16 protein-coding genes and 1 tRNA gene are annotated in these 24,130 nt (G+C 66.1%); 12 read left to right on the top strand and 5 right to left on the bottom strand.

Annotation, left to right across the window (positions count from 1 at the left end; translation table 11 throughout):
* The first annotated feature begins 238 nt into the window (after window positions 1-238).
* From CEK65_RS10430 to CEK65_RS10410, 5 genes are all read left to right on the top strand, one after another.
* Entirely contained in the window at window positions 239-3,340 is a 3,102-nt protein-coding gene (locus CEK65_RS10430; RefSeq protein WP_226980545.1) for an alpha-1,4-glucan--maltose-1-phosphate maltosyltransferase, read from the top strand.
* The gene (treS, locus tag CEK65_RS10425) at window positions 3,337-6,690 is read left to right on the top strand and encodes a maltose alpha-D-glucosyltransferase (protein ID WP_152181669.1); all 3,354 of its coding nucleotides are present in this window, start codon (window positions 3,337-3,339) and stop codon (window positions 6,688-6,690) included. The genes CEK65_RS10430 and treS overlap by 4 nt, the downstream gene beginning before the upstream one ends.
* Window positions 6,687-8,870, top strand: a complete 2,184-nt coding sequence (glgB, locus tag CEK65_RS10420; RefSeq protein WP_152181668.1) for a 1,4-alpha-glucan branching protein GlgB — start codon at window positions 6,687-6,689, stop codon at window positions 8,868-8,870. Before treS ends, glgB begins: the two co-directional genes overlap by 4 nt.
* A gap of 122 nt (window positions 8,871-8,992) precedes the next feature.
* Complete coding sequence (locus tag CEK65_RS10415) at window positions 8,993-9,358, top strand: hypothetical protein (RefSeq protein WP_226980544.1); 366 nt, start codon at window positions 8,993-8,995, stop codon at window positions 9,356-9,358.
* Window positions 9,359-9,597: 239 nt separating this feature from the next.
* Window positions 9,598-9,673: transfer RNA gene (locus CEK65_RS10410), tRNA-Ile, on the top strand.
* Between the two features lie 100 nt (window positions 9,674-9,773).
* Here CEK65_RS10410 and CEK65_RS10405 read toward each other — a convergent pair.
* Window positions 9,774-10,556 carry a DUF3883 domain-containing protein gene (locus CEK65_RS10405; protein WP_226980543.1) on the bottom strand — a complete coding sequence of 261 codons (783 nt, stop codon included), beginning with the start codon at window positions 10,554-10,556 and terminating at the stop codon, window positions 9,774-9,776.
* Between the two features lie 366 nt (window positions 10,557-10,922).
* On the opposite strand from CEK65_RS10405, the gene CEK65_RS10400 reads away from it, so the two are divergent.
* From CEK65_RS10400 to CEK65_RS10380, 5 genes are all read left to right on the top strand, one after another.
* Complete coding sequence (locus tag CEK65_RS10400; protein ID WP_152181665.1) at window positions 10,923-11,177, top strand: type II toxin-antitoxin system Phd/YefM family antitoxin; 255 nt, start codon at window positions 10,923-10,925, stop codon at window positions 11,175-11,177.
* The gene (locus CEK65_RS10395) at window positions 11,177-11,599 is read left to right on the top strand and encodes a type II toxin-antitoxin system VapC family toxin (protein ID WP_043094583.1); all 423 of its coding nucleotides are present in this window, start codon (window positions 11,177-11,179) and stop codon (window positions 11,597-11,599) included. The genes CEK65_RS10400 and CEK65_RS10395 overlap by 1 nt, the downstream gene beginning before the upstream one ends.
* Before the next feature lie 181 nt (window positions 11,600-11,780).
* A complete protein-coding gene (locus tag CEK65_RS10390) occupies window positions 11,781-12,956 on the top strand; it encodes a TIR domain-containing protein (protein ID WP_226980542.1) in 1,176 nt (391 codons plus the stop codon).
* A 684-nt stretch (window positions 12,957-13,640) separates the two neighbouring features.
* Window positions 13,641-14,072, top strand: a complete 432-nt coding sequence (locus tag CEK65_RS10385) for a SymE family type I addiction module toxin (RefSeq protein WP_152181664.1) — start codon at window positions 13,641-13,643, stop codon at window positions 14,070-14,072.
* Window positions 14,073-14,453: 381 nt separating this feature from the next.
* Entirely contained in the window at window positions 14,454-14,711 is a 258-nt protein-coding gene (locus CEK65_RS10380; protein WP_152181663.1) for a helix-turn-helix transcriptional regulator, read from the top strand.
* Window positions 14,712-14,910: 199 nt separating this feature from the next.
* Here the strand turns inward: CEK65_RS10380 and CEK65_RS10375 are convergent, their stop codons facing one another.
* From CEK65_RS10375 to CEK65_RS10360, 4 genes are all read right to left on the bottom strand, one after another.
* A complete protein-coding gene (locus CEK65_RS10375; RefSeq protein ID WP_152181662.1) occupies window positions 14,911-15,567 on the bottom strand; it encodes a serine/threonine protein kinase in 657 nt (218 codons plus the stop codon).
* Window positions 15,568-15,587: 20 nt separating this feature from the next.
* Window positions 15,588-16,091, bottom strand: coding sequence for a sigma-70 family RNA polymerase sigma factor (locus CEK65_RS10370; protein ID WP_193314753.1), 504 nt, complete (start codon window positions 16,089-16,091; stop codon window positions 15,588-15,590).
* A 302-nt stretch (window positions 16,092-16,393) separates the two neighbouring features.
* Window positions 16,394-16,810 carry a hypothetical protein gene (locus CEK65_RS10365; protein ID WP_152181660.1) on the bottom strand — a complete coding sequence of 139 codons (417 nt, stop codon included), beginning with the start codon at window positions 16,808-16,810 and terminating at the stop codon, window positions 16,394-16,396.
* 61 nt (window positions 16,811-16,871) lie between these two features.
* Complete coding sequence (locus tag CEK65_RS10360; RefSeq protein WP_152181659.1) at window positions 16,872-17,210, bottom strand: hypothetical protein; 339 nt, start codon at window positions 17,208-17,210, stop codon at window positions 16,872-16,874.
* A gap of 92 nt (window positions 17,211-17,302) precedes the next feature.
* On the opposite strand from CEK65_RS10360, the gene CEK65_RS10355 reads away from it, so the two are divergent.
* Both CEK65_RS10355 and CEK65_RS10350 read left to right on the top strand, forming a co-directional pair.
* Window positions 17,303-20,695: a GH92 family glycosyl hydrolase gene (locus tag CEK65_RS10355; RefSeq protein WP_152181658.1), complete on the top strand. Its 3,393-nt coding sequence runs from the start codon at window positions 17,303-17,305 to the stop codon at window positions 20,693-20,695.
* 295 nt (window positions 20,696-20,990) lie between these two features.
* Window positions 20,991-24,092: a TonB-dependent receptor gene (locus CEK65_RS10350; RefSeq protein WP_193314752.1), complete on the top strand. Its 3,102-nt coding sequence runs from the start codon at window positions 20,991-20,993 to the stop codon at window positions 24,090-24,092.
* Window positions 24,093-24,130: the final 38 nt, after the last annotated feature.

Here is a 24,130-nt window from a genome sequence, read left to right as displayed (position 1 = left end):
CTTGTGACCTTGCCGCGTGCCACCGAGGGTCATGGGCGCTTCGGCGCCTGATTCGATCGCGACGCGGCGTATCGCAGTCGCACCCGTTTGCGCCTAGTGACATGGCTGATCCGGGTTGCCGATGTCGCCGCTGCGGTCTGGATCGCGTACTCCTCATCACGCCGAACGGGATATACGAATGCATGCTTGTCTGTTGGCCCCTCTTAGCCACCACGATGAGGCCACGCTTGAGGTGGCCATGGGCGCCGCCAAGGCCAATGGCTGCGATCACGTAGTGATGTCCAATCCTTTCGTTCAGGACGCGGATGGCCGCCTGCAGGATCCGGCAAGCGAGGATCCGGCTGGGCAGGCGCGACTGCGGCACTGGCTGCAGCGCGCCGAACAGCACGGCCTGCGCGTGCTGCTGGACCTGCGCATCGACGAGATCGGCGGCGGCAGCCGCCTGCTGCAGGAGCATCCGCACTGGTTCCGCGCACGCAGCTCGGCGCTACCGGATCCGCGCGCCGAACGCGCCGCGCCGGATATTGCGGTGGGCCGCTTCGCCTCTGCGGAAGAAGGGACGGGCCTGGCGCAGTGGTGGAGTGCGCGCCTGGTCGACTGGCTGCGCAGCGGCGTAGCCGGCTTCCGTGTGCTGCAGCCAGAGCGCATTCCGGCGCCATTGTGGCGCACGCTGATCGACGGGGTCCACGCACAGGCGCCGCAGGCGCGGCTGCTGGCGTGGACGCCCGGCTTGGGCCTGGACGTCTTGCGCAGCCTGGCGGGCGCCGGCTTCGATGCCGCGTTCTCCTCGCTGGCCTGGTGGGACGGTCGCGGCGACTGGTTCTTCGATGAGGACAGCGCCCTGCGTGCGCTGGCGCGTTGCGTGGTCGCCACCGTCGATGCCGAGACGGCCTCGGATACGCCGCTGCCCTTGCCACGCGCGCAGCGGCAGCGCCTGGCCGCCGCGTTCGGTGGGGCCTGGGCGATCGCCGCGCAGGACACATCGACAGAATACGGGCAGCCCGCGCCTGCGCAGCACGGCTCCTCCGAGAGCGACGCGTCCACGCCGGCTGCGTCGTTGCCCGACGCCACCGCGTCGCTGCGCCTGCGCCCGCTGCTGCGCGACGGCGCGCTCACCGCGGTGGCGGTGGAACCGCTGGATGCCGCGGCATGGCTGGTGCTGCTCAACAGCGACCGCGACCACCTGCTGCCGGTACCGGGGCCGGCGCTGCTGCGCCTGCTCGGCGACAGCGAGGGCCTGCTCAGCGACCATGGCGAGCCGATCCAGGGCGAGCAAGGCGGCACCCTGGAAGCCGGCGAGGTGCGCATCTATCGCAGTCTGCCGGCGCGCCCGGTACTGACCGCCGCGCGCGCACGCACACCGGCCGAGATCGCCGCCGGCGAGGCGCGGGTGTGCATCGAGGCGGTGACGCCGTCGGTGGACGACGGACGCTTCCCGGTCAAACGCACGGTCGGCGACCGCGTGTGCGTGGAAGCCGATGCGTTCTGCGATGGCCACGACCGCATCGCCGTGGCGCTGCTGTGGCGTGCCGCCGATGCGCGTACCTGGTCCAGCACACCGATGCGCGCGCTCGGCAACGACCGCTGGCGCGGTGAGTTCCCCTTGCAGCGCCTTGGTCGCTACGAATTCCGCATCGAGGCCTGGCGCGACGTCTACGCCACCACCCACGCCGATTTGGAAAAGAAGCGCGCCGCCGGCACCCTGCTGCCGGTGGACGTGCAGGAAGCGCTGGCCCAGGTCGAGGCGGCGCGCGGGCGCAGCCGTGGCGCGCTGGCGACGCGGCTGAAGGCCATCGCCACCCGCATCGCCCGCACCGACGACCTGGCCGAGAAGGCGCAGTTGCTGCTCGAACCCGACACCGCCGAGGCGATGGCGCGCGCCGACGCCAAGCCGTTCCGCACCGAGTACCCGATGACCTTCCGGGTCGAGGCCGAACGCCGCGCCGCGCACTTCGCCAGCTGGTACGAGTTGTTCCCGCGCTCGCAGAGCGGCGATCTGCAGCGCCACGGCACCTTCGACGACGTGATCGCGCGGCTGCCGCACATTCAGGCGATGGGCTTCGACGTGCTGTACATGCCGCCGATCCATCCCATCGGCGAGAAGAACCGCAAGGGCCGCAACAACGCGGTGACCGCCGAGCCGGGCGAACCCGGCAGCCCGTATGCGATCGGATCGGCCGAAGGTGGGCATACCGAGGTGCATCCCGAGCTGGGCGGGCTCGACGGTTTTCGCCGCCTACGTGCCGCTGCGGCCGAGCACGGCCTGGAACTGGCCCTGGATTTCGCCATCCAGTGCGCGCCGGATCATCCGTGGCTGCGCGACCATCCGGACTGGTTCACCTGGCGCGCCGACGGCTCCATCCCGTACGCGGAGAACCCGCCGAAGAAATACCAGGACATCGTCAACGTCGACTTCTACGCCAGCGGCGCAGTGCCGGCGCTGTGGAACGCGCTGCGCGATGCGGTGCTGTTCTGGGTCAACGAGGGCGTCACCCTGTTCCGCGTCGACAACCCGCACACCAAGCCGTTCCCGTTCTGGGAATGGCTGATCGCCGAAGTACGCGGGCGCCATCCGCAGGTGGTGTTCCTGTCCGAGGCCTTCACCCGGCCCAAGCCGATGTACCGGCTGGCCAAGGTCGGCTTCTCGCAGTCCTACACCTATTTCACCTGGCGCCAGCACAAGGCCGAACTGCAGGCCTACATCGAGGAACTCAACAGCGGTGCGCCCAGCGAGTGCTTCCGCCCGCACTTCTTCGTCAACACGCCGGACATCAATCCGCTGTTCCTGCAGCACAGCGGGCGCAGCGGGCACCTGATCCGCGCCGCGCTGGCGACCACGCTGTCCGGGCTGTGGGGCATGTACCAGGGCTTCGAACTGTGCGAGGCCACGCCGCTGCCGGGCAAGGAGGAATACCTCGACTCGGAGAAGTACCAGTTGCGCGTGTGGCCCGAGCGCACGCCGGGCGACATCGTCGAGGAGATCACCCGCCTCAACCTGCTGCGCCGCCAGCACCCGGAACTGCAGTCGCACCTGGGCACGCGCTTCTACGTCGCGCACAACGACCAAGTGCTGTACTTCGGCAAGTTCCTCGATGAAGCGCACCTGGCGCGCGGGCGCAGCCTGGTGCTGGTGGCGGTGAGCCTGGATCCGCATGCGGCGCAGAACGCGCAGATCGAAGTGCCGCTGTGGGAACTGGGCCTGCCCGACCACGCCAGCGTCGCCGTGCGCGACGTGTGGGACGGCCACGACTTCACCTGGTACGGCAAGACCCAACACATCCGCCTCGATCCGTCGCGGCCGTTCTCCCTGTGGCGCATCCGCGCCGGAGTTCCTGCATGAATGTCGCCGCGCCGTCGTCCCCCCAACTCGAGCCGCGCGCCCCGGCCGGCGATGCGCGCTGGTACAAGGACGCGATCATCTACCAAGTGCACGTCAAGTCGTTCTTCGATTCCAACGACGACGGCATCGGCGACTTCCCCGGGCTGATCTCCAAGCTCGACTACATCGCCGACCTGGGCGTGGACACGATCTGGCTGCTGCCGTTCTACCCCAGCCCGCGCCGCGACGACGGCTACGACATCGCCGAGTACATGGCGGTGCACCCGGACTACGGCAGCATCGCCGACTTCCAGCGCTTCGTGGAGCAGGCGCACGCGCGCGGCATCCGCATCGTCACCGAGCTGGTGATCAACCACACTTCCGACCAGCATCCCTGGTTCCAGCGTGCGCGCATGGCCCCGGCCGCCTCGCCGGAGCGCGCGTTCTACGTGTGGTCGGACAGCGACCAGGACTACGCCGGCACCCGCATCATCTTCTGCGACACCGAGAAGTCCAACTGGACCTGGGACCCGGAAGCCGGCCAATACTTCTGGCACCGCTTCTACTCGCACCAGCCGGACCTGAACTTCGACAACCCGGCGGTCATGGAAGCCGTGCTGGAAGTGATGCGCTTCTGGCTGGACCTGGGCGTGGACGGCCTGCGCCTGGACGCGGTGCCGTACCTGATCGAGCGCGAGGGCACCTCCAATGAGAACCTGCCCGAGACCCACGCCATCCTGCGTCGCATCCGCGCCACGCTCGATGCCGAATACCCCGACCGCATGCTGCTGGCCGAGGCCAATATGTGGCCCGAAGACACCCAGCAGTACTTCGGCGAGAACGCCGACGAATGCCACATGGCGTTCCACTTCCCGCTGATGCCGCGCATGTACATGGCGATCGCGCGCGAGGACCGCTTCCCGATCACCGACATCATGCGCCAGACCCCGGAGATCCCGGAGAGCTGCCAGTGGGCGATCTTCCTGCGCAACCACGACGAGCTGACCCTGGAGATGGTCACCGACTCCGAGCGCGACTACCTGTGGCAGACCTATGCCGCCGACCGCCGCGCGCGCATCAACCTGGGTATCCGCCGGCGCCTGGCGCCGCTGCTGGAGCGCGACCGCCGCCGCATCGAACTGATGACCTCGCTGCTGCTGACCATGCCCGGCACGCCGGTGCTGTACTACGGCGACGAGATTGGCATGGGCGACAACATCCATCTCGGCGATCGCGACGGCGTGCGCACGCCGATGCAGTGGTCGATCGACCGCAACGGCGGTTTCTCGCGCGCCGATCCCGCCGCACTGGTGCTGCCGCCGATCATGGACCCGCTGTACGGCTTCCAGGCGGTTAACGTGGAGGCACAGCAGCGCGACCAGTATTCGCTGCTGACCTGGACCCGCCGCGTGCTGTCGGTGCGCAAGCGCTACCGCGCCTTCGGCCGCGGCGCGCTGCGCTTCCTGTATCCGGGCAATCGCCGCCTGCTCGCCTACCTGCGCTGCCACGAGGACGAGACCGTGCTGTGCGTGGCCAACCTCTCGCATACGCTGCAGGCGGTGGAACTGGACCTGTCCGAGTTCGAGGGCCGGGTGCCGGTGGACATCCTCGGCGGCGGCAGCTTCCCGCCGATCGGGCGCCTGACCTATCTGCTCACCGTGCCGGCGTTCGGCTTCTACGCCTTCCAACTGGTCGGCAACGCCACGCTGCCGGACTGGCACGTGCCGGCGCCGGTGCCGCTGCCGGATTACCAGACCCTGGTGCTGCGTAGCACGGTCGACAGCGCCGGCCTGCAACCGCACCTGCCGACGCTGGAGCGCGACATCCTGCCGGCGTGGCTGTCCACGCGGCGCTGGTTCGCGGCCAAGGACCGCGCGCTGCGCAGCGTGCGCATCGCACGGCGCACGCCGCTGTCCGGCGGCGACGGCCTGACCCTGCTGGAAATTGAGGCACAGCTGGACGACGGCGCGCACGAGCGCTACATCCTGCCGCTGGGCATCGTCTGGGAGCGCGAGCAGCCGAGCGTACTGGCCGAACAACTGGCGCTGGCGCGCGTGCGCCACGGCCGCGAGGTCGGCTACCTGACCGATGCGTTCGCACTGAAGCCCTTCACCTTGAGCATGCTCGCCGCATTGCGCGACAAGGCGGAGCTGCGCGTGGACGGCGAGGCCGGCACCGAAGCGACCGCGGAGCGCATCCGCTTCTGCCCGACACCGGCGCTGCAGCGCGTGGACATCCCCGCCGATCCGGAGATCCGATGGCTGTCGGCAGAGCAGAGCAACAGCTCGCTGATCGTCGGCGACGCGGCGGTGTTCAAGCTGCTGCGGCGCGTGTCGGCCGGCATCAATCCGGAGATCGAGATCGGCGAGCGCCTCACTGCGCTGGGCTATGCCAACGCCGCGCCGCTGCTGGGCCATGTCGCGCGCGTCGAGGCCGACGGCAGCGAGACCACGCTGGCGCTGCTGCAGGGCTTCGTGCGCAACCAGGGCGACGCCTGGCGCTGGACCCTTGATCACCTTGCACGCGGTGCCGAGGAATACGATGCCGCCCAGGACGATGCGGCGCGGCTGGAGAGCGTGGCCGGCTACGACGCCTTCGCCGCGCTGGTCGGCCGGCGCCTGGCCGAGCTGCACGCGGTGCTGGCGCAACCCACCGACGCGCCCGCCTTCGCGCCGCAGCCAGTGGACGCGGCCGCGGCGCAGCATGTGGTGGACGGCGTGGTGCACGAAGTGCAGGCCATGTGGGACACGCTCATCGCGCACCGCGGGGCCAACGACGACCCGGCCGAGCACGCCGCAGTGGACAGCCTGCTGGCCGAGCGCGCGCGCCTGGATGCCTGGCTGCAACAGGCACCGTCGCTGTTGTCCGGTGCGCTGCTGACCCGCGTGCATGGCGATTTCCACCTCGGCCAGATCCTGGTCGCGTTCGACGACGTGGTGCTGATCGACTTCGAGGGCGAGCCGGCCAAGTCGCTGGACGAACGCCGCGCCAAGGCCAGCCCGCTGCACGACGTGGCCGGCTTCCTGCGCTCGCTGGACTACGCCAGCGAAGTGTCCGCGCGCGGCGAGGAAGGCACCGCCGCACGCGTCGGCGCCGGCCTGGACACCGCGCAGGAGGCGTTCCTGGCCGCGTTCCGCAGCCGCGCCAGCGCCGCCTTCCTGGCCGCCTACCGCGCCGTGCTCGATGCTAGCCCGCATCCGTGGGTGGCGCCGGCCGCGTTCGAGGCCACCACCTTGCTGTTCCTGATCGAGAAGGCCTGCTACGAAATTCGCTACGAGGCCGCCAACCGCCCGGCATGGATCATGGTGCCCATACAGGGACTGTTGCGCATACTCGACCGCTTTCCCGCGCCGCAGGAGTCGATTCGATGAGTGATGCCGTCCACGTCTGGGACGACGCGACGCAACGCGCCTTTGCCACCGCCCGCCACGGCGACCCGTTCGCCGTGCTGGGCGCGCATCGTCTCGGCGAGGCGCGGGTGCTGCGCAGCTACCAGCCGGGCGCCGATGCGGTGCTGGCGGTGCTGGAGGACGGCAGCGAGGTGCCGCTGCAGCAGGGGCCGGAGGGCTTCTTCCATGCCGAACTGCCGAGCGAGGGCCGCTACCGCCTGCGCATCCGCTGGCCCGGCGGCGAGCAGGACACCGCCGACGCCTACGCGTTCGGCCCGCAGCTCAGCGACTTCGACCTGCACCTGATCGCCGAGGGCCATCACCTGCACCTGGCCGACGCGCTGGGCGCCAACGTGGTCGAGGTCGACGGCGAGCGCGGCACCCGTTTCGCGGTGTGGGCGCCCAACGCCTCGCGCGTGGCGGTGATCGGCGACTTCAACAGCTGGGATGCGCGCCGCCACCCGATGCGCCTGCGCCACCAGGCGGGCGTGTGGGAACTGTTCGTGCCCGGCGTCGGCCACGGCGCGCGCTACAAGTACGCGCTGCGCGGCCCGCGCGGCGAAGAACTGCCGGCCAAGGCCGACCCGGTCGCGCGCCAGGCCGAACTGGCGCCTGGCACCGCCTCCATCGTCGCCGACCCCACGCCGTTCCAGTGGCGCGACGACGCCTGGATGGCCACGCGCGCGCGCCGCCACGCCCCGCAGGCGCCGATCAGCGTGTACGAAGTGCACGCCGGCTCGTGGATGCACGCCGTCGATGGCAGCATGCTCGACTGGGACGCGCTGGCCGAGCGGCTGATTCCCTACGTGGCCGACATGGGCTTCACCCACATCGAACTGCTGCCGGTCACCGAGCATCCGTTCGGCGGTTCCTGGGGCTACCAGCCGCTGGGCCTGTTCGCGCCCACCGCGCGCTTCGGTAGCCCGGACGGCTTCGCCCGCTTCGTCGACCGCTGCCACCGCGAGGACATCGGCGTCATCGTCGACTGGGTGCCGGCGCATTTCCCCACCGACGCGCACGGCCTGGCCCACTTCGACGGCACCGCCCTATACGAACACGCCGACCCGCGCGAAGGCTTCCACCGCGACTGGAACACCCTCATTTACAACCACGGCCGTCGCGAAGTTTCCGGCTTCCTGATCGCCAGCGCGCTGGAGTTCCTGCAGCGCTACCACGTCGACGGCCTGCGCGTGGACGCGGTCGCCTCCATGCTCTACCGCGACTACAGCCGCAACGCCGGCGAGTGGGTGCCCAATATCCACGGTGGCCGCGAGAACTACGAGAGCATCGCCTTCCTGCGCCGGCTCAACCAGGTGGTGGCCGAGCAGGCGCCGGGCGCCATGACCATCGCCGAAGAATCCACCGCCTGGCCCGGCGTCACCGCCGACCTCGCCCACGGCGGCCTGGGCTTCGACTACAAGTGGAACATGGGCTGGATGCACGACAGCCTGCACTACATCGAGCTGGACCCGATCTACCGCCGCTACCACCACGGCGAAATGACCTTCAGCATGGTCTACGCGTATTCCGAGCGCTTCATGCTGCCCATCTCCCACGACGAAGTGGTGCACGGCAAGCGCTCCCTGCTTGGCCGCATGCCCGGCGACGACTGGCAGCGCTTCGCCAACCTGCGCGCCTACCTCGGCTACATGTACACCCACCCCGGGCGCAAACTGCTGTTCATGGGCTGCGAGATCGCCCAGCCCACCGAGTGGAACCACGACGCCGCGCTGCCCTGGCACCTGCTCGACCAGCCGAACCACCGCGGCATCCAGCGCCTGGTCCGCGACCTCAACCGCCTCTACGCCGAGCACCCCGCACTGCACGCCCGCGACGACGAACCGGAAGGTTTCGCCTGGGTCATCGGCGACGACGCCGGCAACAGCCTGTTCGCCTACCTGCGCAAGGCCCGCAGCGGCGACACCCCGCTGCTGGTGGTGGCCAACCTCACCCCGCAGGTGCACCACGGCTACCGCATCGGCGTGCCCCGCGCCGGCCGCTGGCGCGAACTGCTGAACTCCGACGCCGAGATCTACGGCGGCAGCAACACCGGCAACGGCGGCAGCGTGCGGGCCGAGAACGTCGGGGCGCATGGGCATCCGGCGTCGCTGGCGCTGACCGTGCCGCCGTTGGCGGTGTTGGTGCTGGGTTTGGAGGATTAGGGGTCGCAGTTGATGGTGTGCGGCAGGGCGTGGACGTGTGCGCGGCCATGGTGTCGCGGGCACGCGCTATCCTGGTGCCAGCTCGCACCGCTCGGCGGGGCAGGGGACGCATGGGAGGGCGCATGGATGACATCCTGAAGTCGCTGCGGGTGGACGTCGACAACCAGGAAAGCGACGACGGCTACTTTTCGCTGGGCTTCCTGATCGAACAAGAGCGTGCCGGCCTGCCGTACAACATCGGGCTCTGCCGGGACGAGATCGAGGATCCCGGGTGCCTCTACATCGAGGCGGACGACCAGATCCATGGATTCGCGACCAGGCGGGCGAGATACGCGTTCAACGGGAACGTACTCGCCATCGAACTGCTGGATGACCACGTGTTCCACTGGACCGGCAGTAAAGTCGTGAAGATCATTGTGCCGGAGGGGCAGGCGCAGCAGGTCGCTGCTTGCGTCGCGAGCATGTTCTCTGGCATTGGGGGCGAGTAGCGGCGCTCGCTGTTTGTGGCTGGCGGAAGGTTGCGGCCCCTGCTGATGGGTGGCAGCACGGCCCGCTACCGTTTTCACGCGTAGGGGTAAGCTGCGTGGGAGCCCCGACGCTCCCGTCCCGGGAAGACAGCGCGCCACGTCGAACTGTAAACTCACGCTGCTTCGGCGCCTCCCCAGCGAGTACGCCAGAGGCGCCAAGCCGGCGGCCGACGCATCGCCCGCCCGCTCCGGACGCATCCGGGCCTATAGCTCAACGGTTAGAGCAGAGGACTCATAATCCTTTGGTTCCAGGTTCGAATCCTGGTGGGCCCACCATCAGCATGCAAAGGCAATTGCATGCTGTCTGCTTTTCAAGATGAGCGGACGTTGGAAGTGAGCCCGACCCCATTCTTGTAGTGTTATTGAGGCCGTCGTCTTAGAAGCGCGCGATGTACATGGTTGCCTCGAAATGGCAATGCGAAGCTATAGCGCCGGGTAGATCGAATAGGCGTGGTTTTGCACGGAAGTCGAAGAGACGATAAAGGCGATATTTGTCAGCATCGACTTCCGAGCGCGCCAGTTCGTTGCGGCTGACATGGAATGGAGTCAGGATGCCGAACGCGGTGGTCTTTACCTCGATGAGTCGTTCTCGGCCATCGGTCTCGTAGGAGAGTACGTCGTAGCCTAGGCCATCGCCTTGAGAAGCGGCTATGTGCTCGACCCGATTGGCCAGGCGTTTTTGGCCGGCTGCATGAAGGCGTCGGGTTTCCAACTCTATTACGAATAATTCGCCGGCCCGCCCCAGCGATTGATTCCGCGCTTCTTGTGCCAGGTAGTCGCGTTGGACAGGCGAGAATCGGGGCAGGTAGATAGGTGGTGTCTCTCTTACCCGCGCCGCTGTCGGTGCAGGAACCCATATGGCTTCCGTATCCTCTGGGGCAATCATTACGGCAGGTCGCAGCACGGCGGATTGAGCAGCGGCCTGTAGTGCATCGTTCGACTGCGCTTGACTTCCCACCACGTCGAACAACAGGGTCTGGTAATTGCCACGCGGCTTGTAGCCATCAATGTACGGGTAGCCGAGTGCGAGAAGGACTGCGCTGATGTTGCAGTGTTTGAACTCGATGGCGGCCCTGTTGCGCCCGTCGAGCCGCTCGGCCAGCGCACGTGCATGGACGGTCTTGCTATACCGCTGGCCGTTCAGTTCGAGCGTGAGCATGTGCAAGTAGTCGGCGACGCAGGCCTCCACTTCTTCATGCGACCAGTCTGTGCCTCGTGCCATATAGCTCCTCTCGCGTGTCACCAGGTTAACTAGCAGAAGTGTGGGGGGCTAGTCCTGGCAGCGATAGCTTTGTGGGGCGATGTGATGCGGGCAGTAGCGATTGCTAGTGGTCTACCAGCAGCATGCAACGGCGACTGCATGTTGTCCGCTCTTGAAAATAGCGCATGTTAGGAGAGAACCCGGCCCGTTCTCGACAGGAGCGGCTGCCTGGCTGAGGCGCTTGTCGCCGTGTTGATCCGTCATTTGACCCTCAAACGTCTTTGTAGTAACGTAACTACATTCAGCGGATCTAGGAGGTGCCCTATGACCGTCACAACGCTATCAAGTCGGGAACTGAATCAGGACGTGACGCGGGCAAAGAAGGCCACCAAGAGCGGCCCGGTGTTCATCACTGACCGCGGCAAGCCTGCGCACGTACTGTTGAGCTTCGAGGACTACCAACGGCTGACCAGGCAGCGGCGCAACATCGCCGATGCGCTGGCGATGCCGGGCATTGCAGACGTCGAGTTTGAGCCGCCGCGCGTGACGATTGGAGCCCGGCCGGCTGATCTTTCGTGATGTACGTGCTCGACACCAACGTGCTGTCGGAGTTGCGCAAGGTGCGGCTCGGCAAAGCGGATGCGAATGTGGCGGCGTGGGCGGAAAGCGTCGATGCCGCCGATCTCTTCATCTCGGCCATCACCGTCATGGAGCTGGAGCTGGGCGTTCTGTCGATCGAACGCAAGGACGCCACCCAGGGTGCCATGCTGCGCGCGTGGCTGGAGCAACACGTATTGCCAGAATTCTCCGGACGCACATTGCCGATCGATACCACTGTGGCGCAACGCTGCGCCCGGCTGCATGTGCCCGACAAGCGCGGCGAGCGCGACGCGCTCATCGCGGCGACGGCGCTTGTGCATGGCATGGCGGTAGTTACGCGCAATGTCTCTGATTTTGAACCCACAGGAGTTCCCATCGTCAATGCGTGGGAGCCGTTGTGATGATTGCCTAACGGCTATAAGCGACGGCAATTGAATGTTGTCTGCTCTTGAAAAGAAGAGAGTGCTAGAAGTGAGCCTGACCTCGTTCTCGAGCTTGGTGGAGCTGAGTTTTCAGTGTGTGCGTGCTCGCATGGAAGCGCGGGTGTCTGAAGCTGCGTAATCCGAGTATGCTTCACCCAACTTGGGGGAGTGGGCTTTTTTTATGTTTAAAGTATTTGTGAGCTACGCGCGAGAAGACGAAGCAACAGCACTAGAGATTTTCGATTGGCTTGGATCCATCGGCGTTGAGCCTTGGATGGATCAAAGGCGCATACTTCCGGGGCAAAACTGGGAGGCGGAGATTGAGAAGGCATTTAACGATGCTAACGTCATTCTTCTCTTGCTGAGTCCCAGGAGTGTTTCAAAAAGAGGTTTCGTCCAGCGAGAGGCAAATGAGGCTTTACAGAAGTTGGTTTATAAACTGCCGACCGATGTCTATGCAATTCCGATCCTCCTGGAGGCGTGCGAGGTTCCGTCGCACATCTCTGCACGGTTGCAGCATATTGCATGGGACACTCCATTCGCAAAGAGCAGTATTTCAGCATCTCTTGCTTTAGCAGCTGAGCAACAATCGATCAAGGTAGAGGAAGGGTCTGAATTCGGAATATTTCGCGTGCTTCCTCGCGCTACTTCTGAGAAATGGGAGGCTTTGCCGGGGCACGACATCGCAATCGCCTACCCCAGATTTACGTCGCAGTCGGCTATTCCACTTGCTGAGGAGCTAAGCCGGTTCTTCGAGGGGCGTGCGGCTAAGGTGACAGTGGACGCGAGGCAAAAGACATGGGAGCAGAGCCCTGAGTTGTTTGAGGGGAACTATCGCGATGCCGCGTCGAACGGGCGCTGGGACGACTACCAGATTGCCTATGCTTCAGATCGCGTTCTTAGTGTCGTTTATAACGTTGGTTGGTATGGAGCGGGTGCCGCTCACCCTAATTCTCACTTTGAGACTTACAATTTCGTTCTGGATCCATTTTTGGTGCAATTTGAGCTTGGCGATCTGTTTGTTGAGCTGGAACCCGCTTTGGAGGTAATAAGTGCGGTATGCATAACAGAACTGCGAAAAGAGTATTGGCTCAGGTTTGGGCGGGACCCGAGTCCTGAAAACATCGAATGGCTCCAACGGGGTGCTGGTGCCTCCTCAGAGAATTTCGGGTCGTTTAGCATGTCTGAATATGGGCTAACTTTTCTTTTCCCACCATATCAGGTGGCCCCATACGTATGTGGCACCTGGTCAGTTCTGGTCTCCTTCTACGATCTAAGGCCGTTCCTGCGTTCGGATGGTCCCTACGCGCTAATACGCCGCCCGTCCAGCGATTGACAGGTGCACACCTCTCCGGTTCTTTAATGGCACTGTGACATAGAAGCCCCCGGCGGAAGCTGGGGCTTTTTTGTTTCCGCCGTCTGACCGGGATACCCGGTCGTGGTCCGCTTTCAAAGCCCGGGGGACACCGGCTCTTTCGATTTGAGTCCAGCATGCAACTGCCCCCCTCACAACTTGCGCAGGTGGTGTGCTGCAATGCCGCGACCGCAGCTCGTTGGATCCGCTGCTGGCCGAAGACTGGGGTGTATACGAAACTGACCCGGTGAAGCACCTGGCAGCGAGTTCGGCATTGCTGATATTACCGCGCGTGTCGGGTACAGCTCGCTATTGGGTCCAGGTTGACTCTATCTGCACCAGGGGTATCTCAAGCATGTGTCTACAAGCATCACGCTTTAAGCGTTGACAACCTCTCTGTGATATAGCAATTATCTATTCGTTGCGGCAAATTCCGCAGCCGGGATTGGTCTCCCGAAATCAAATGGCGCACCAGCGCCCTTCGTCGATATCAGGCGCTTTTTTGTTGCCTCGACATCGCGTCGGGCCTGCTCGCTCTTCAATGGCGGGCGGTGCGTGGGGGCCTTCGGGCCCGCCGGGTTGCCTTTTGACCGGTAGACCAACCCGCACCGTCCGCCACCCCGATTGGTCTCGCGATGGCGGACTCCTACTCAAAAGGAGAACGTCATGCCCCGTAACCCTTCCGTTCGCTCGAAGACCGCATCCACTCGCCGCGCCGCCAAGGCACCACCCTGCTGGCTCAAGCTCGAATCCCCCGACCCCTTGGATGCGATTGCCGCCGAACCGCTGCCTGGCGCGTCGGCGCCGCCGTTGTGTTCCGATGCTGACAAGGACCCAGTGCCCAGGCGCTCGGTCCCGCGCCGGCCCACGCAATGCACTATCGGCTATCGCTACTACGATGTGGACCGCAATGGCATGCGGGTCGGGCGGCAGGTGCCCAGCCTGCGCTTGCATGGCCTGTGGCTGGAAGGCCTGGGCTTCGCGGTGGGCGGCAAGGTGCGCATCACGATGGCCAATGGCGCCCTGCTGATCACGGCTGTGCCGGTGGCGCCGCCGCCTGCGGCGAAGGCGCGACGCAGGTCCAGGGTGGCACCGTAGCCGCTCGGTTCTGGCAGTGGCATTGCTGGGGTGGCCGGCTCTTGCCGAATCGCTCGAGGGGCGGCGGCGCGGTGCTGGCCGCGTCGTCACTACACGCCGTCCCCTTTGACGGAGTAGCCTCCTCGTACGGCGTACATCGCCGTCCCCTGCGGGCAATGCGGATGTTATGTGGCGATTGGCTGCCCTAATCACCGCAGAAGGTGCCCGCGATTGTGCCTCGGCGAATTGGGCAATCGGCACCGCTTCATGCGGTGCGAAAAAGCCGTATTCACCAGCGCTAGGACTAGCCGGCAGCGAACGGCTCTACCTGGATATCAGCTATGTGAGCTTTATTCGTTTTGCGGGTATCTTGCGATTAGCGGGATAACGGGTATTACTGCAATGTCGACACGCCACGTTCTGGTCACCGCAACGCAACTAGGCGCGACGCTGCAGGCCGCACGCAAGGCCAAGGGGCTGACTCAGGCTGCACTGGCCGGCCGTCTCGGCCTGAGCCAGTCGCGGGTTTCTCATCTGGAGTTGAATGCTCATGCGTTGAGCGTCGAACAACTCCTGGCCTGGTGCGCGGCGCTGGGGTTGGAGTTGACCATCGGCACCCGCGACGACTCCACCGCCGCCGCCAAGCAAGTGGAGTGGTGAGATGGGGCGTCGATCGCACAGTCGCAGCCTCTCCATCTGGACCAATGGCGTTCGCGTGGCGCGATGTACGCTGCCTGCGCGCGGGGAGATGGAACTGCACTACGACGCGGACTGGGAGCGCTGCTCACAGGCGGCAGGGGTAAGCCGGTAGTTGGACCAAGCGACATTTGTGGATGGTGACGGCCGTGGGAAAGCGCACTCAGTCGCGCTCGAAGCGCTGCAGTTCGTCCAGTTGCGCCAGCGCCTTGCGCAGGCTGCCGCCGCTCAAGGAATCGTCCATCTTCCGGCCGAACTCGGCGCGGTGCGGGCGGCGTGCCCAGCGGTGGAACCACCAGGTGCCGAGCAGGCCGGCGATGCCGATGCCGTAGCCGCTCCATACCAGCGCGGGGGCCTTGGCCAGCAGATCGACATCGCCCAGGCCAGCCAAGGTCTGCAAGACCGCGATCCACAGGAGCCACCACGGTAGACCGGCGACCATGCCGCTGCGGATGTACAGCGTGCGTGCGCGCAGCAATTGCTTCTGGATGCCGACGACCGGCTGCGCATAGTCGATGTTGCCGAGTTGCCCCAGCACCACGCCGGCCGCGACGATCGTCAGCACGCCATACGCCTGCACCAGCACGCCGGCGACGATGGGCGCGGTATGTGCTGGCTGGCTCATCCACAGCAGCGACGCGAGCAGGACGAACGCAATGCCGAACAGGATCTGCAGCACCTGGCCCCAGTAGAGCGGGCGCAGGCTGCCGCGCGTCCTGTCCAGTTTGCGCTCGCGCAATGCGTGCAGCTTCAACGTGTTGTCCAGTTGCAGCCGGCGGTCCAGCGATTGCCAGGCCGATTTGAAGTCGTCGAGTTCCATCATGGTCTCCATGGCGTGGTCTAGCGAAATTCGTCGCGGATGCGCTGTTTCAGGCGTCCGATCTTGGTGGAGACATTGCTTTCGGTGATGCCGAGGATCTGGGCGATCTCGCGTTGCGGGCGGTCTTCGAGGTAGAGCAGCAACAGTGCGCGGTCCAGCGGCGGCTGGCGGGCGATGACGTCCTGCAGCAGGCGAAGCCGCTGTTCGTTCTCCGGGTCCGCGGCGTTGCCGTCGGCCAGGTCGTGCAGGGTTTCGTCCAGCGGCATCGCGTCGTGCCGCTGCCGTAGTTCGCGGTTGCGCAGGTGGCTGATCGCCACGTTCAGCGCGATCCGGTACATCCAGGTGCTGACGCTGCGCGCGGGGTCGTACGTCGGCCAGGCGTGCCAGAGCTGTGCCGCGATTTCCTGGGCCAGATCGGCGCGGTCCTCGGCACCGCGCGCATAGCTGCCGGCGACCTTGAACACGATGCCGGAATGGCGCTGCAGCAGCGCGCTGAAGGCATCTCGGGCGTCGTTCGCGGTCATGGCGGTTGCGATGGTATCCATTGGTTCACCGGCGCGGCCTTCGCGCCCCTCGACACCATGATTCGCGCCAGCGCACGGAATCTCACACCGCGCCAGCAAGAATCTTCAACTGGTCATCGCGCGGAAGGACGTTGCTGGATCAAGCCGCGCGGCAGCGCGGCGTCGGCTTGAATGCAGCGTCAGGCTGTTTGTCGGCAAGTGGCAATGCCAAAGCTGACGGTGCTGCAGCGCGTTGCGCTGCCCTTGTCGTCGCGACACGTCGTGTTGCCGAAGAAGTCCGGCGCGCTGCGAACCACGTTGCCCTAGTCGCTACGGGTCGTGGTATTGCCGTAGGAGTCCGTGCTGCTGCGCGTCACGCTTCCGTCGTCGCCGCGGCAGGTCTTGTTGCCGTAGGAGTCCGTGGAGCAGCGAATCGTGTTGCCCCGGTCGTCACGGGTGGTGGTATTGCCGTAGGAGTCCGTGCTGCTACGCATCACGCTTCCGTCGTCGCCCCGGCAGGTCTTGTTGCCGTACGAGTCCGAGGAGCAGCGAATCACGTTGCCCTGGTCGTCACGGGTTGTGGTATTGCCGTAGGAGTCTTTGCTGGTGCGCGTCACGCTTCCGTCGTCGCCGCGACACGTGGTGTTGCCGTACGAGTCCGTCGAGCAGCGTGTTGTGTCGGCAAGTGCGCTCGACGTCGCCAGCAGTCCAGCCAAAATTGCGAGTGTGGCCATTTTCATTTGAAACCCCCTGTGTGTGTGGAGCGATCCTGCGCTTGCCAGTGTAGCCGTTGATCGTCGGTCAGGCAGGGCGCTCTATCCCCCTCGATCGCTCCTCGTCGCGGGACGATTCAGCATCATCCTTCTTCGTATCGACGTCACGCGATCGATGCTGGATCGCGTGTCGATCCGCAGGCGAACTGTTGCGCAGCAGCATGCAACTCTGCGACAGGCGTGTTACTTCTAGCACGGTTGGATCGATCCAAAGCCGTTGATGCAGCGCATCCTTGGGGGGACGGCGGGTAGGGATCGTGTGCGACGCGTTTGCTGAGGCCTGCTCTTCTGCCCGCATGCAGCTGCGGTCGTGAAACGGTGCCGGATGCCGACTTGAGCTGCGATTCATCGGGTCGATCCGGTCCACGTTGCGTGCCTTCACTGTGCGCCGTTGCCACCGGAAGTGCTTGACGCCACACGTCGCGGCACAACCGACCGAGAGAGTTTGGGGAGTCTGTCATGCCAATCCGCTCGTGCTTTGCGCACCCGCTTGAGTCTTCGCGCCGGTGGTGGGCGTCCGTCGCGGTGTCGGCGCTGTTGTGCGCGGGCAGCGGCGCGGCATGTGCGGCCGATCCCGGCTTCGCGTCTTCGTTCGAGCGCGGCGAACATGTGCCTGCGTCGTCCACGCAGTCCAACAGCACAGGTCTCCAGGTCGCCATCGGCAACGGCCCCGAGCAGCCCTACGCGGCCAAGGCCGGCATGGGCTACACCGGGCTGCATTCGCTGCACTATCGCGCCAATGCGCCCGGTCGTGCACAACTGTTCGCGGTCGATCTGCCGGTGGAGCCGGACACGGTGCTGTCGTGGATGGTGCTGCCGGAGATCGTCGATGGCGAGACGGTGGCGTCGACCGGCGTGGCGGTGGATCTGCTGTTCGACGATGGGCGCCGCCTGTCCGAGTTGGGCGCGGAAGACCAGCACGGAGCGCCGGTCAGTGCAGCAGGGCAGGCGGCGTCGAAGACGCTGTATCCGCAGCAGTGGGCGTTCAAGCAGGTGCGGCTGGGTGAGGTGGCGGCCTTGCGCGGCAGGCGCATCCGTGCGATCGAGCTGCAGGTGCAGCCCGGCGCCGGCAAGGTGGCGTCGGGCTGGATCGACGATGTCGCGGTGAGCCGTGAAGCGGCGCTGCAGGCGGCGCGGCGGCCCAGCGACGAGGTGGTGACTACGCGCGGCACGCAGTCCAATGGCACGTTTTCGCGCGGCAACAACATCCCGGCCACGGCCATGCCGCATGGCTTCAAATTCTGGGTGCCGGCGACCGATGCGGGGACGCTGAGCTGGCTGTACCGCTGGAACGAGCAGAACGGCGACGACAACCGGCCGCGGTTGCAGGCGCTGTCGATCAGCCATGAACCCAGCCCGTGGATGGGCGATCGCCAGACCTTCCAGGTGATGCCCTCGTCCACGCGCGGGGTGCCGGAGGCGGACCGCGCGAAGCGCGCGTTGTCCTTCAGCCACGACCACGAGGAGGCGCGCCCGCATCTGTACCGGGTGGACTTCGACAACGGTATCCGCGCGGAGCTGACGCCGAGCGAGCGGGCCGCGGTCTTCCGCTTCCGCTTTCCCGAGGGTGGCGATGCCAACCTGCTGTTCGACAACGTCGACGCGCGTGGCGGGCTGACCCTGGACGCGGCGACGCAGACGCTGCGTGGCTATTCCGACACGCGCAGCGGCCTGTCCAACGGTGCCACGCGCCTGTTCGTGTATGCGCGCTTCGACCGTCCTTGGGCTTCAAGCGGCAAGATCGCCACCGGCCGTCCGACCGGCTACGTCAAGTTCGCGCCGGGCGCGGACCGCACGGTGGTGATGCGCATTGCCACCTCGCTGATCTCGGTGGAGCAGGCGCAGCGCAATCTGCAGCAGGAGATCGGCGACGCCGGGTTCGAGGTGGTGCAGTCGCGTGCGCAGGACGCGTGGGACGCGGTGCTGGGGCGGGTACGGGTGCAAGGCGCCAGCCACGACCAGCGGGTCACGGTGTACTCCAATTTGTACCGGCTGTTCCTGTATCCCAACATCGCCCACGAGAACCTCGGCGACGCGGCGCATCCGGATTGGCGTCATGCCGACCAGAACAGTTGGTCCAAGGACAACACCGGCGGAGATGCCGAGCGCACCGCGGCGCCGATCGTGCCGGGCAAGGTCTACGTCAACAACGGCTTCTGGGACACCTTCCGCACCAGTTGGCCGGCGTATGCGTTGTTCGCGCCGGAGCAGGCCGGGGCGATGATCGATGGTTTCCTGCAGCAGTACCGCGACGGCGGCTGGGTGGCGCGCTGGTCCTCGCCGGGCTATGCGGACCTGATGGTCGGCACCAGTTCCGATGTGGCCTTTGCCGATGCCTGGCTGAAGGGCGTGCGTGGGTTCGATCCGCACGAGGCCTATGCGGCGGCGCTGCGCAACGCGACGGTGGTGCCGCCGGTGTCGAACGTCGGCCGCAAGGGCCTGGCCCGCTCGATGTACCGCGGCTACGCGGCCAACGACGTGCACGAAGGGCTGTCGTGGACGCTGGAGGGTGCGCTCAATGATTTCGGCCTGGCGCAGATGGCGCAGGCGTTGGCGGAACAAGAACAGGAGCCGCAGCAGGCACAGCGTTACCGCGAGGAAGCCGAGTACTTCCGGGCGCGTGCCACCGATTATGTGTATCTGTTCGACCCGGTCACGCGCTTCTTCCGCGGGCGCACGCCGGCCGGCCAGTGGAGCATGCCTGCGTCGACCTTCGATCCGCGCGTATGGGGCGGCGACTACACCGAGGCCAATGCCTGGACCTTCGCCTTCACCACGCCGCACGACGCGGCCGGCCTGGCCGGGTTGCTGGGCGGCGAGGACGCCATGGCGGCCCGCCTGGACGAACTCTTCGCCACGCCGGAGACCGCAGACAGGCGCTTCGCCGGCAGCTACCGCGGCGTCATCCACGAGATGACCGAGGCGCGCGACGTGCGCATGGGCATGTACGCGCACAGCAACCAGCCCTCGCATCATCTGCCGTGGATGTACGTGGCCGCGGGGCAGCCGTGGAAGACCCAGCGCCTCACCCGCGAGGTGCTGCGCCGCCTGTACTTGGGCAGCGAGATCGGCCAGGGCTATCCGGGCGACGAGGACAACGGCGAGATGTCGGCATGGTACCTGTTCGCGATGCTCGGTCTGTATCCGTTGCGGATGGGCGCGCCGGAGTACGTGATCGGCTCGCCGGCGTTCCCGCGCGCCGAGGTCGAGCTCGGCAACGGCCGCAAGCTGGTGGTGATCGCGCGCAACAACAGTGCGCGCAACGTGTACGTGCAGTCCCTCACGCTCAACGGCAAGCCGTGGAACACCGCCTGGCTGCGCCACCAGGACATCGCCGACGGCGCCACGCTGGAGTTCGTGATGGGGGCGACGCCGTCGCGCTGGGGCAGCGGCGCGGACGCATTGCCGCCGTCGCTGACGCCGCCGGGCAGCGCGCCGCGTGGGCTGGAGGATGTGGCGTCGCAGGCCGTGGCGGTGTCGCTGGAAGGACAGCCCAAGGCCGCGGCCCTGATCGACGACGATGCGACCACGGCGCTGCCGCTGCCGGCCGGTGCCAGCGTCGACTTGCGTTTCGCAGCGCCGCAGCGCGCCACGCACTACACGCTGACCAGCGGCGATGCCGCGGTGTCCGGCCTGGCATGGACGCTGGAAGGCCGCAACGGAGACGGCGCTTGGACCACGCTGGACCAGCGACGCGCGCAGACATTCGCCTGGGCGCGGCAATTGCGGCCGTTCCGCATCGCCAAGCCCGGCGTGTACAGCGCCTACCGCCTGCGCCTGGATGCGGGCAAGGACGTGGCGCTGGCCGAGATCGAATTGCTGCAGCCGGTGACGCGGCAGGCCATGCCGTGACCGCGTGCGAACGCGGTGAGCGCGGCCTGCCTGACGCGCCTGGCGGACGTAGTACGCCGTACTAGGCCTGTTGCGCGGCAGCATGCGCTGCTGCATGGGCTGTGATACTTAGTTTTCCACTGTATTAGAACGATCCAATCGCATCTGCGCAGAAGGGGGAGGGAGACGTAGGGAAGCCGGCTTGCCGCAAGGGCGCCGGAGAGTTTTCGTGTCACACCGCGCGGGGTTCTCGCCCGATCCTTGGATCGATAGAAACCCGCCGCAGCCGATCAATCTTTGGGAGAGGATGATTGAAATGAACTGCATGCCATCCGCACGCAACCGCAGCACGCTGTCTGCCGGCATCGCCATCGCCTTGTTCGCGACGGCCGCCTCCACCACCGCCTTCGCCCAGCAGGCCGACGGCACGCCGGCCCCCACGGGGCAGGCCGAGGTCAAGGCCACCGACCTGGACGCGGTGACGGTCACCGGCTACCGCTACGCGATCGAGAAGAGCCTGGAGCAGAAGCGCAACGCCAACGCCGTGGTCGATGTGATCACGGCGGAGGACGTCGGCAAGTTCCCCGACAAGAACGTGGCCGATGCGCTGCAGCGCGTGCCCGGCGTGGTCATCACCCGCGACGGCGGCGAAGGCAAGAACGTCAGCGTGCGCGGCCTGTCCTCGGAGCTGGTGCTGACCGAGTTGAACGGCAACTACATCGCCACCGCCGAGTCCAACGGCGACCCGACGCGCTCGTTCAACTACACGCTGCTGCCATCGAACCTGCTCGGCAGCGCCGAGCTGTACAAGACACCGGAAGCGCGCATCGACGAAGGCGGCATCGGCGGCACGGTGATTCTGCAGACGCGGCGCCCGCTGGAGCTGGAGCCCAATTCCGGTTTCCTGTCTGCCGAGGGCGTGTGGTCGGACAGCAGCAAGAAGACAGATGGCCAGTTCTCCGGCTCGTACTCGTGGCACGACCAGGACAACCGCTTCGGCGTGTTCGTCGGCTACACGCAGCAGAAGCGCACCGCGCGCACGCTCAACGCCAGTACCGAGAATTGGCAGTGGTACGGCGCTAACGAGGTCGGCCCGGCGGTCGACGTCAACGGCAGACCGTCCGACTTCAAAGGCGACTGGTGGGGCGGCACCGGCTTCTGGGACCAGAACGGCAAGTACTACACCCGCTTCATGATGCCGACCGCGGTCAGCCTGGACGTCAAGCAGGAGGAACGCGAGCGCAAGGGCGGCCAGCTGACCTTCCAGTTCAAGCCCACCGACGACCTGACCCTGACCGCGAACTACTTCCGCTTCGATCTATCGCAGAACTCGCAGACCAACACGGTCAAGATCCCCGAGTGGAACATCGCCCGCTACTACGGCGACGGCAACTGGCGCGGCGGCCGCCTGCTCGACGGGCTGCAGTTCGATCCCAGCGGCACCATCGTCACCGGCGCCAATTACAGCCTGCATCCGGGCAAGGCCTACTACTGTAGCGAAGCGCAGGCCGCCGCGGCCGGCCTGCCGCCGGGCGGCTGGGGCTCGGACGACTGCACGGTGCCGACGCCGCAGATCACCGGCAGCTACAACATCGAGAAGTCGCTGTCGCAAACGGTGGACCTGGGCGGCGAGTGGCGCGGCGAGAAGGTGGACGTGTCGTTCAAGGCCGGCCGCACCTGGGCCAAGGGCGGCCCGGAGCTGCAGTTCTCGCTGCCGATCAAGCCGCGCCGGCAGAACGCCGACGGCAGTTGGACCAACGGCAACTTCGCCAGCGCCTGGGACCTGACCGGCACGCCGACCATGACCTTCTCGCCGGAGCTGATGCAGAACCTGCGCGACGGCATCCTGCAGGTCGACCTGGGTTCGACCGGTTCGTCCTGGACCCGCAACACCAACCAGCAGCAGTACGCGCAGATCGATACCACCTGGCACATGGACGGCGAGTTCTTCGACTCGCTGCAGTTCGGCCTCAAGCGCCGCGACGGCGGCATCCACCGCAACACCGGCAACAACTACTGGGTGTGCCCGGGTGCCGACCCGAGCGACTACAACAACCGCTACTGGAACGGGCGCTGCAACGCGCTGGCCACGCAGTTCTCGCCGGACCTGCTGTTCCCGCTGGACAACCTGGCCGGCGGGGTAAAGTCCAGCGCGTTCCCGGCGATCAACTTCCCCGGCTACATCGGCTACTTGAACCAGACCTACGGCGCGATGCAGACCCGTAACGAAGACAACTTCGTCTACAACGTCGACGAGAAGATCTATTCGACCTACCTGCAGCTCAACTTCCACACCGAGCGCCTGCGCGGCAACGTCGGCGTGCGGGTGGCGCGCACCGGGCAGCATGCCGATTCCACCGACAAGGTGACCGCCTACAACGATTATTTTTTCGATGGTGCCGACGGCAATCCGCTGGCCTGTCAGCAGGGCGCGGCCATGCCCGCGGGCGCGCCAGCCGATACCTACTGCGGCACCGAAGGCTATTGGCGGCTTTCCGACACCGAGCAGCGCACCGAGTCGTTCGTGGTCAGTGCGCTGGACCGCAAGTACACCGACGTGCTGCCCAGCTTCAACCTGGCCTACGACCTGACCGAGAACCTGCTGCTGCGTGCGGCGGCGTCGAAGGTGATCGCGCGGCCAAGCTACAACGCCATCGCCGCGCCCGGCAGCCTGGAGTACTACAGCCCGGAATACGTGGCCGACCGACGCCTGACCGGCGGCGCCAGCGAGCAGGGCTGGTACGGCTCGGGCAGCAACAAGAAGCTGGAACCGTACAAGGCCAACCAGTTCGACCTCGGGCTGGAGTGGTACTTCCAGCCGGGCTCGGTGGCGGGCGTGGGGCTGTTCCGCAAGAACGTGGAGAACTTCTCGGTCGATGTGATCAGCGACGTCAACATGCTGATCAACGGCCAGACGGTCACGGTGCAGAACTACAGCACCAAGGCCGGCGGCCAGGACGCGGTGTCGCAGGGCGTGGAGCTGTACGCGCAGCACACGCTGCCCTCCGGCCTCGGCGTGCAGTTCAACTACACCTACAACGATGCCAGCAAGGCCGCGGTGCGGCTGGAGGACGGCACCGAGGTCGGCAAGACGTCGATGCCGGGCAGCGCCAAGAACCAGACCAACCTCACTGTGTTCTACGAGACCGACCGCCTGCTGCTGCGCGCCTCGTACAACCGTCGCGGCGAACTGGTGCAGGGCCTGGTCAACGGCTTGAACGTGTACGAGGAGCCGTACTATCAGATCGATCTGAATGCGGCGTACAACATCACCCCGGCGCTCAGCCTCACCGCGTCGGTGCTCAACCTGACCAAGCAGGAGTCGCGCCAGCACCTGGGCGACGACACCCGGGCGCGCTTCTACACCGGCGGTTACGCCGGGCGGCTGGCGTACCTGGGGCTGACCTACAAGTTCTAGGCTGCAGCCTGTCGTGCCCATGTCCGCCGCGCGGCGGT

It is taken from the genome of Xanthomonas sp. LMG 12459 (genome assembly GCF_009192905.1).
In the GTDB taxonomy this organism is placed as follows: domain Bacteria; phylum Pseudomonadota; class Gammaproteobacteria; order Xanthomonadales; family Xanthomonadaceae; genus Xanthomonas_A; species Xanthomonas_A sontii.
This window is presented reverse-complemented; position numbering and strand designations above follow the sequence as displayed.

Excerpts from the sequence above, each read along its gene's own strand:
- CEK65_RS10430 (WP_226980545.1), top strand. The coding sequence starts at position 239 with ATGGGCGCCGCCAAGGCCAATGGCTGCGATCACGTAGTGATGTCCAAT.
- treS (WP_152181669.1), top strand. The coding sequence starts at position 3,337 with ATGAATGTCGCCGCGCCGTCGTCCCCCCAACTCGAGCCGCGCGCCCCG.
- glgB (WP_152181668.1), top strand. The coding sequence starts at position 6,687 with ATGAGTGATGCCGTCCACGTCTGGGACGACGCGACGCAACGCGCCTTT.
- CEK65_RS10415 (WP_226980544.1), top strand. The coding sequence starts at position 8,993 with ATGGATGACATCCTGAAGTCGCTGCGGGTGGACGTCGACAACCAGGAA.
- CEK65_RS10405 (WP_226980543.1), bottom strand. The coding sequence starts at position 10,556 with ATGCTCACGCTCGAACTGAACGGCCAGCGGTATAGCAAGACCGTCCAT.
- CEK65_RS10400 (WP_152181665.1), top strand. The coding sequence starts at position 10,923 with ATGACCGTCACAACGCTATCAAGTCGGGAACTGAATCAGGACGTGACG.
- CEK65_RS10395 (WP_043094583.1), top strand. The coding sequence starts at position 11,177 with ATGTACGTGCTCGACACCAACGTGCTGTCGGAGTTGCGCAAGGTGCGG.
- CEK65_RS10385 (WP_152181664.1), top strand. The coding sequence starts at position 13,641 with ATGCCCCGTAACCCTTCCGTTCGCTCGAAGACCGCATCCACTCGCCGC.
- CEK65_RS10380 (WP_152181663.1), top strand. The coding sequence starts at position 14,454 with ATGTCGACACGCCACGTTCTGGTCACCGCAACGCAACTAGGCGCGACG.
- CEK65_RS10375 (WP_152181662.1), bottom strand. The coding sequence starts at position 15,567 with ATGGAACTCGACGACTTCAAATCGGCCTGGCAATCGCTGGACCGCCGG.
- CEK65_RS10370 (WP_193314753.1), bottom strand. The coding sequence starts at position 16,091 with ATGACCGCGAACGACGCCCGAGATGCCTTCAGCGCGCTGCTGCAGCGC.
- CEK65_RS10365 (WP_152181660.1), bottom strand. The coding sequence starts at position 16,810 with ATGAAAATGGCCACACTCGCAATTTTGGCTGGACTGCTGGCGACGTCG.
- CEK65_RS10355 (WP_152181658.1), top strand. The coding sequence starts at position 17,303 with ATGCCAATCCGCTCGTGCTTTGCGCACCCGCTTGAGTCTTCGCGCCGG.
- CEK65_RS10350 (WP_193314752.1), top strand. The coding sequence starts at position 20,991 with ATGAACTGCATGCCATCCGCACGCAACCGCAGCACGCTGTCTGCCGGC.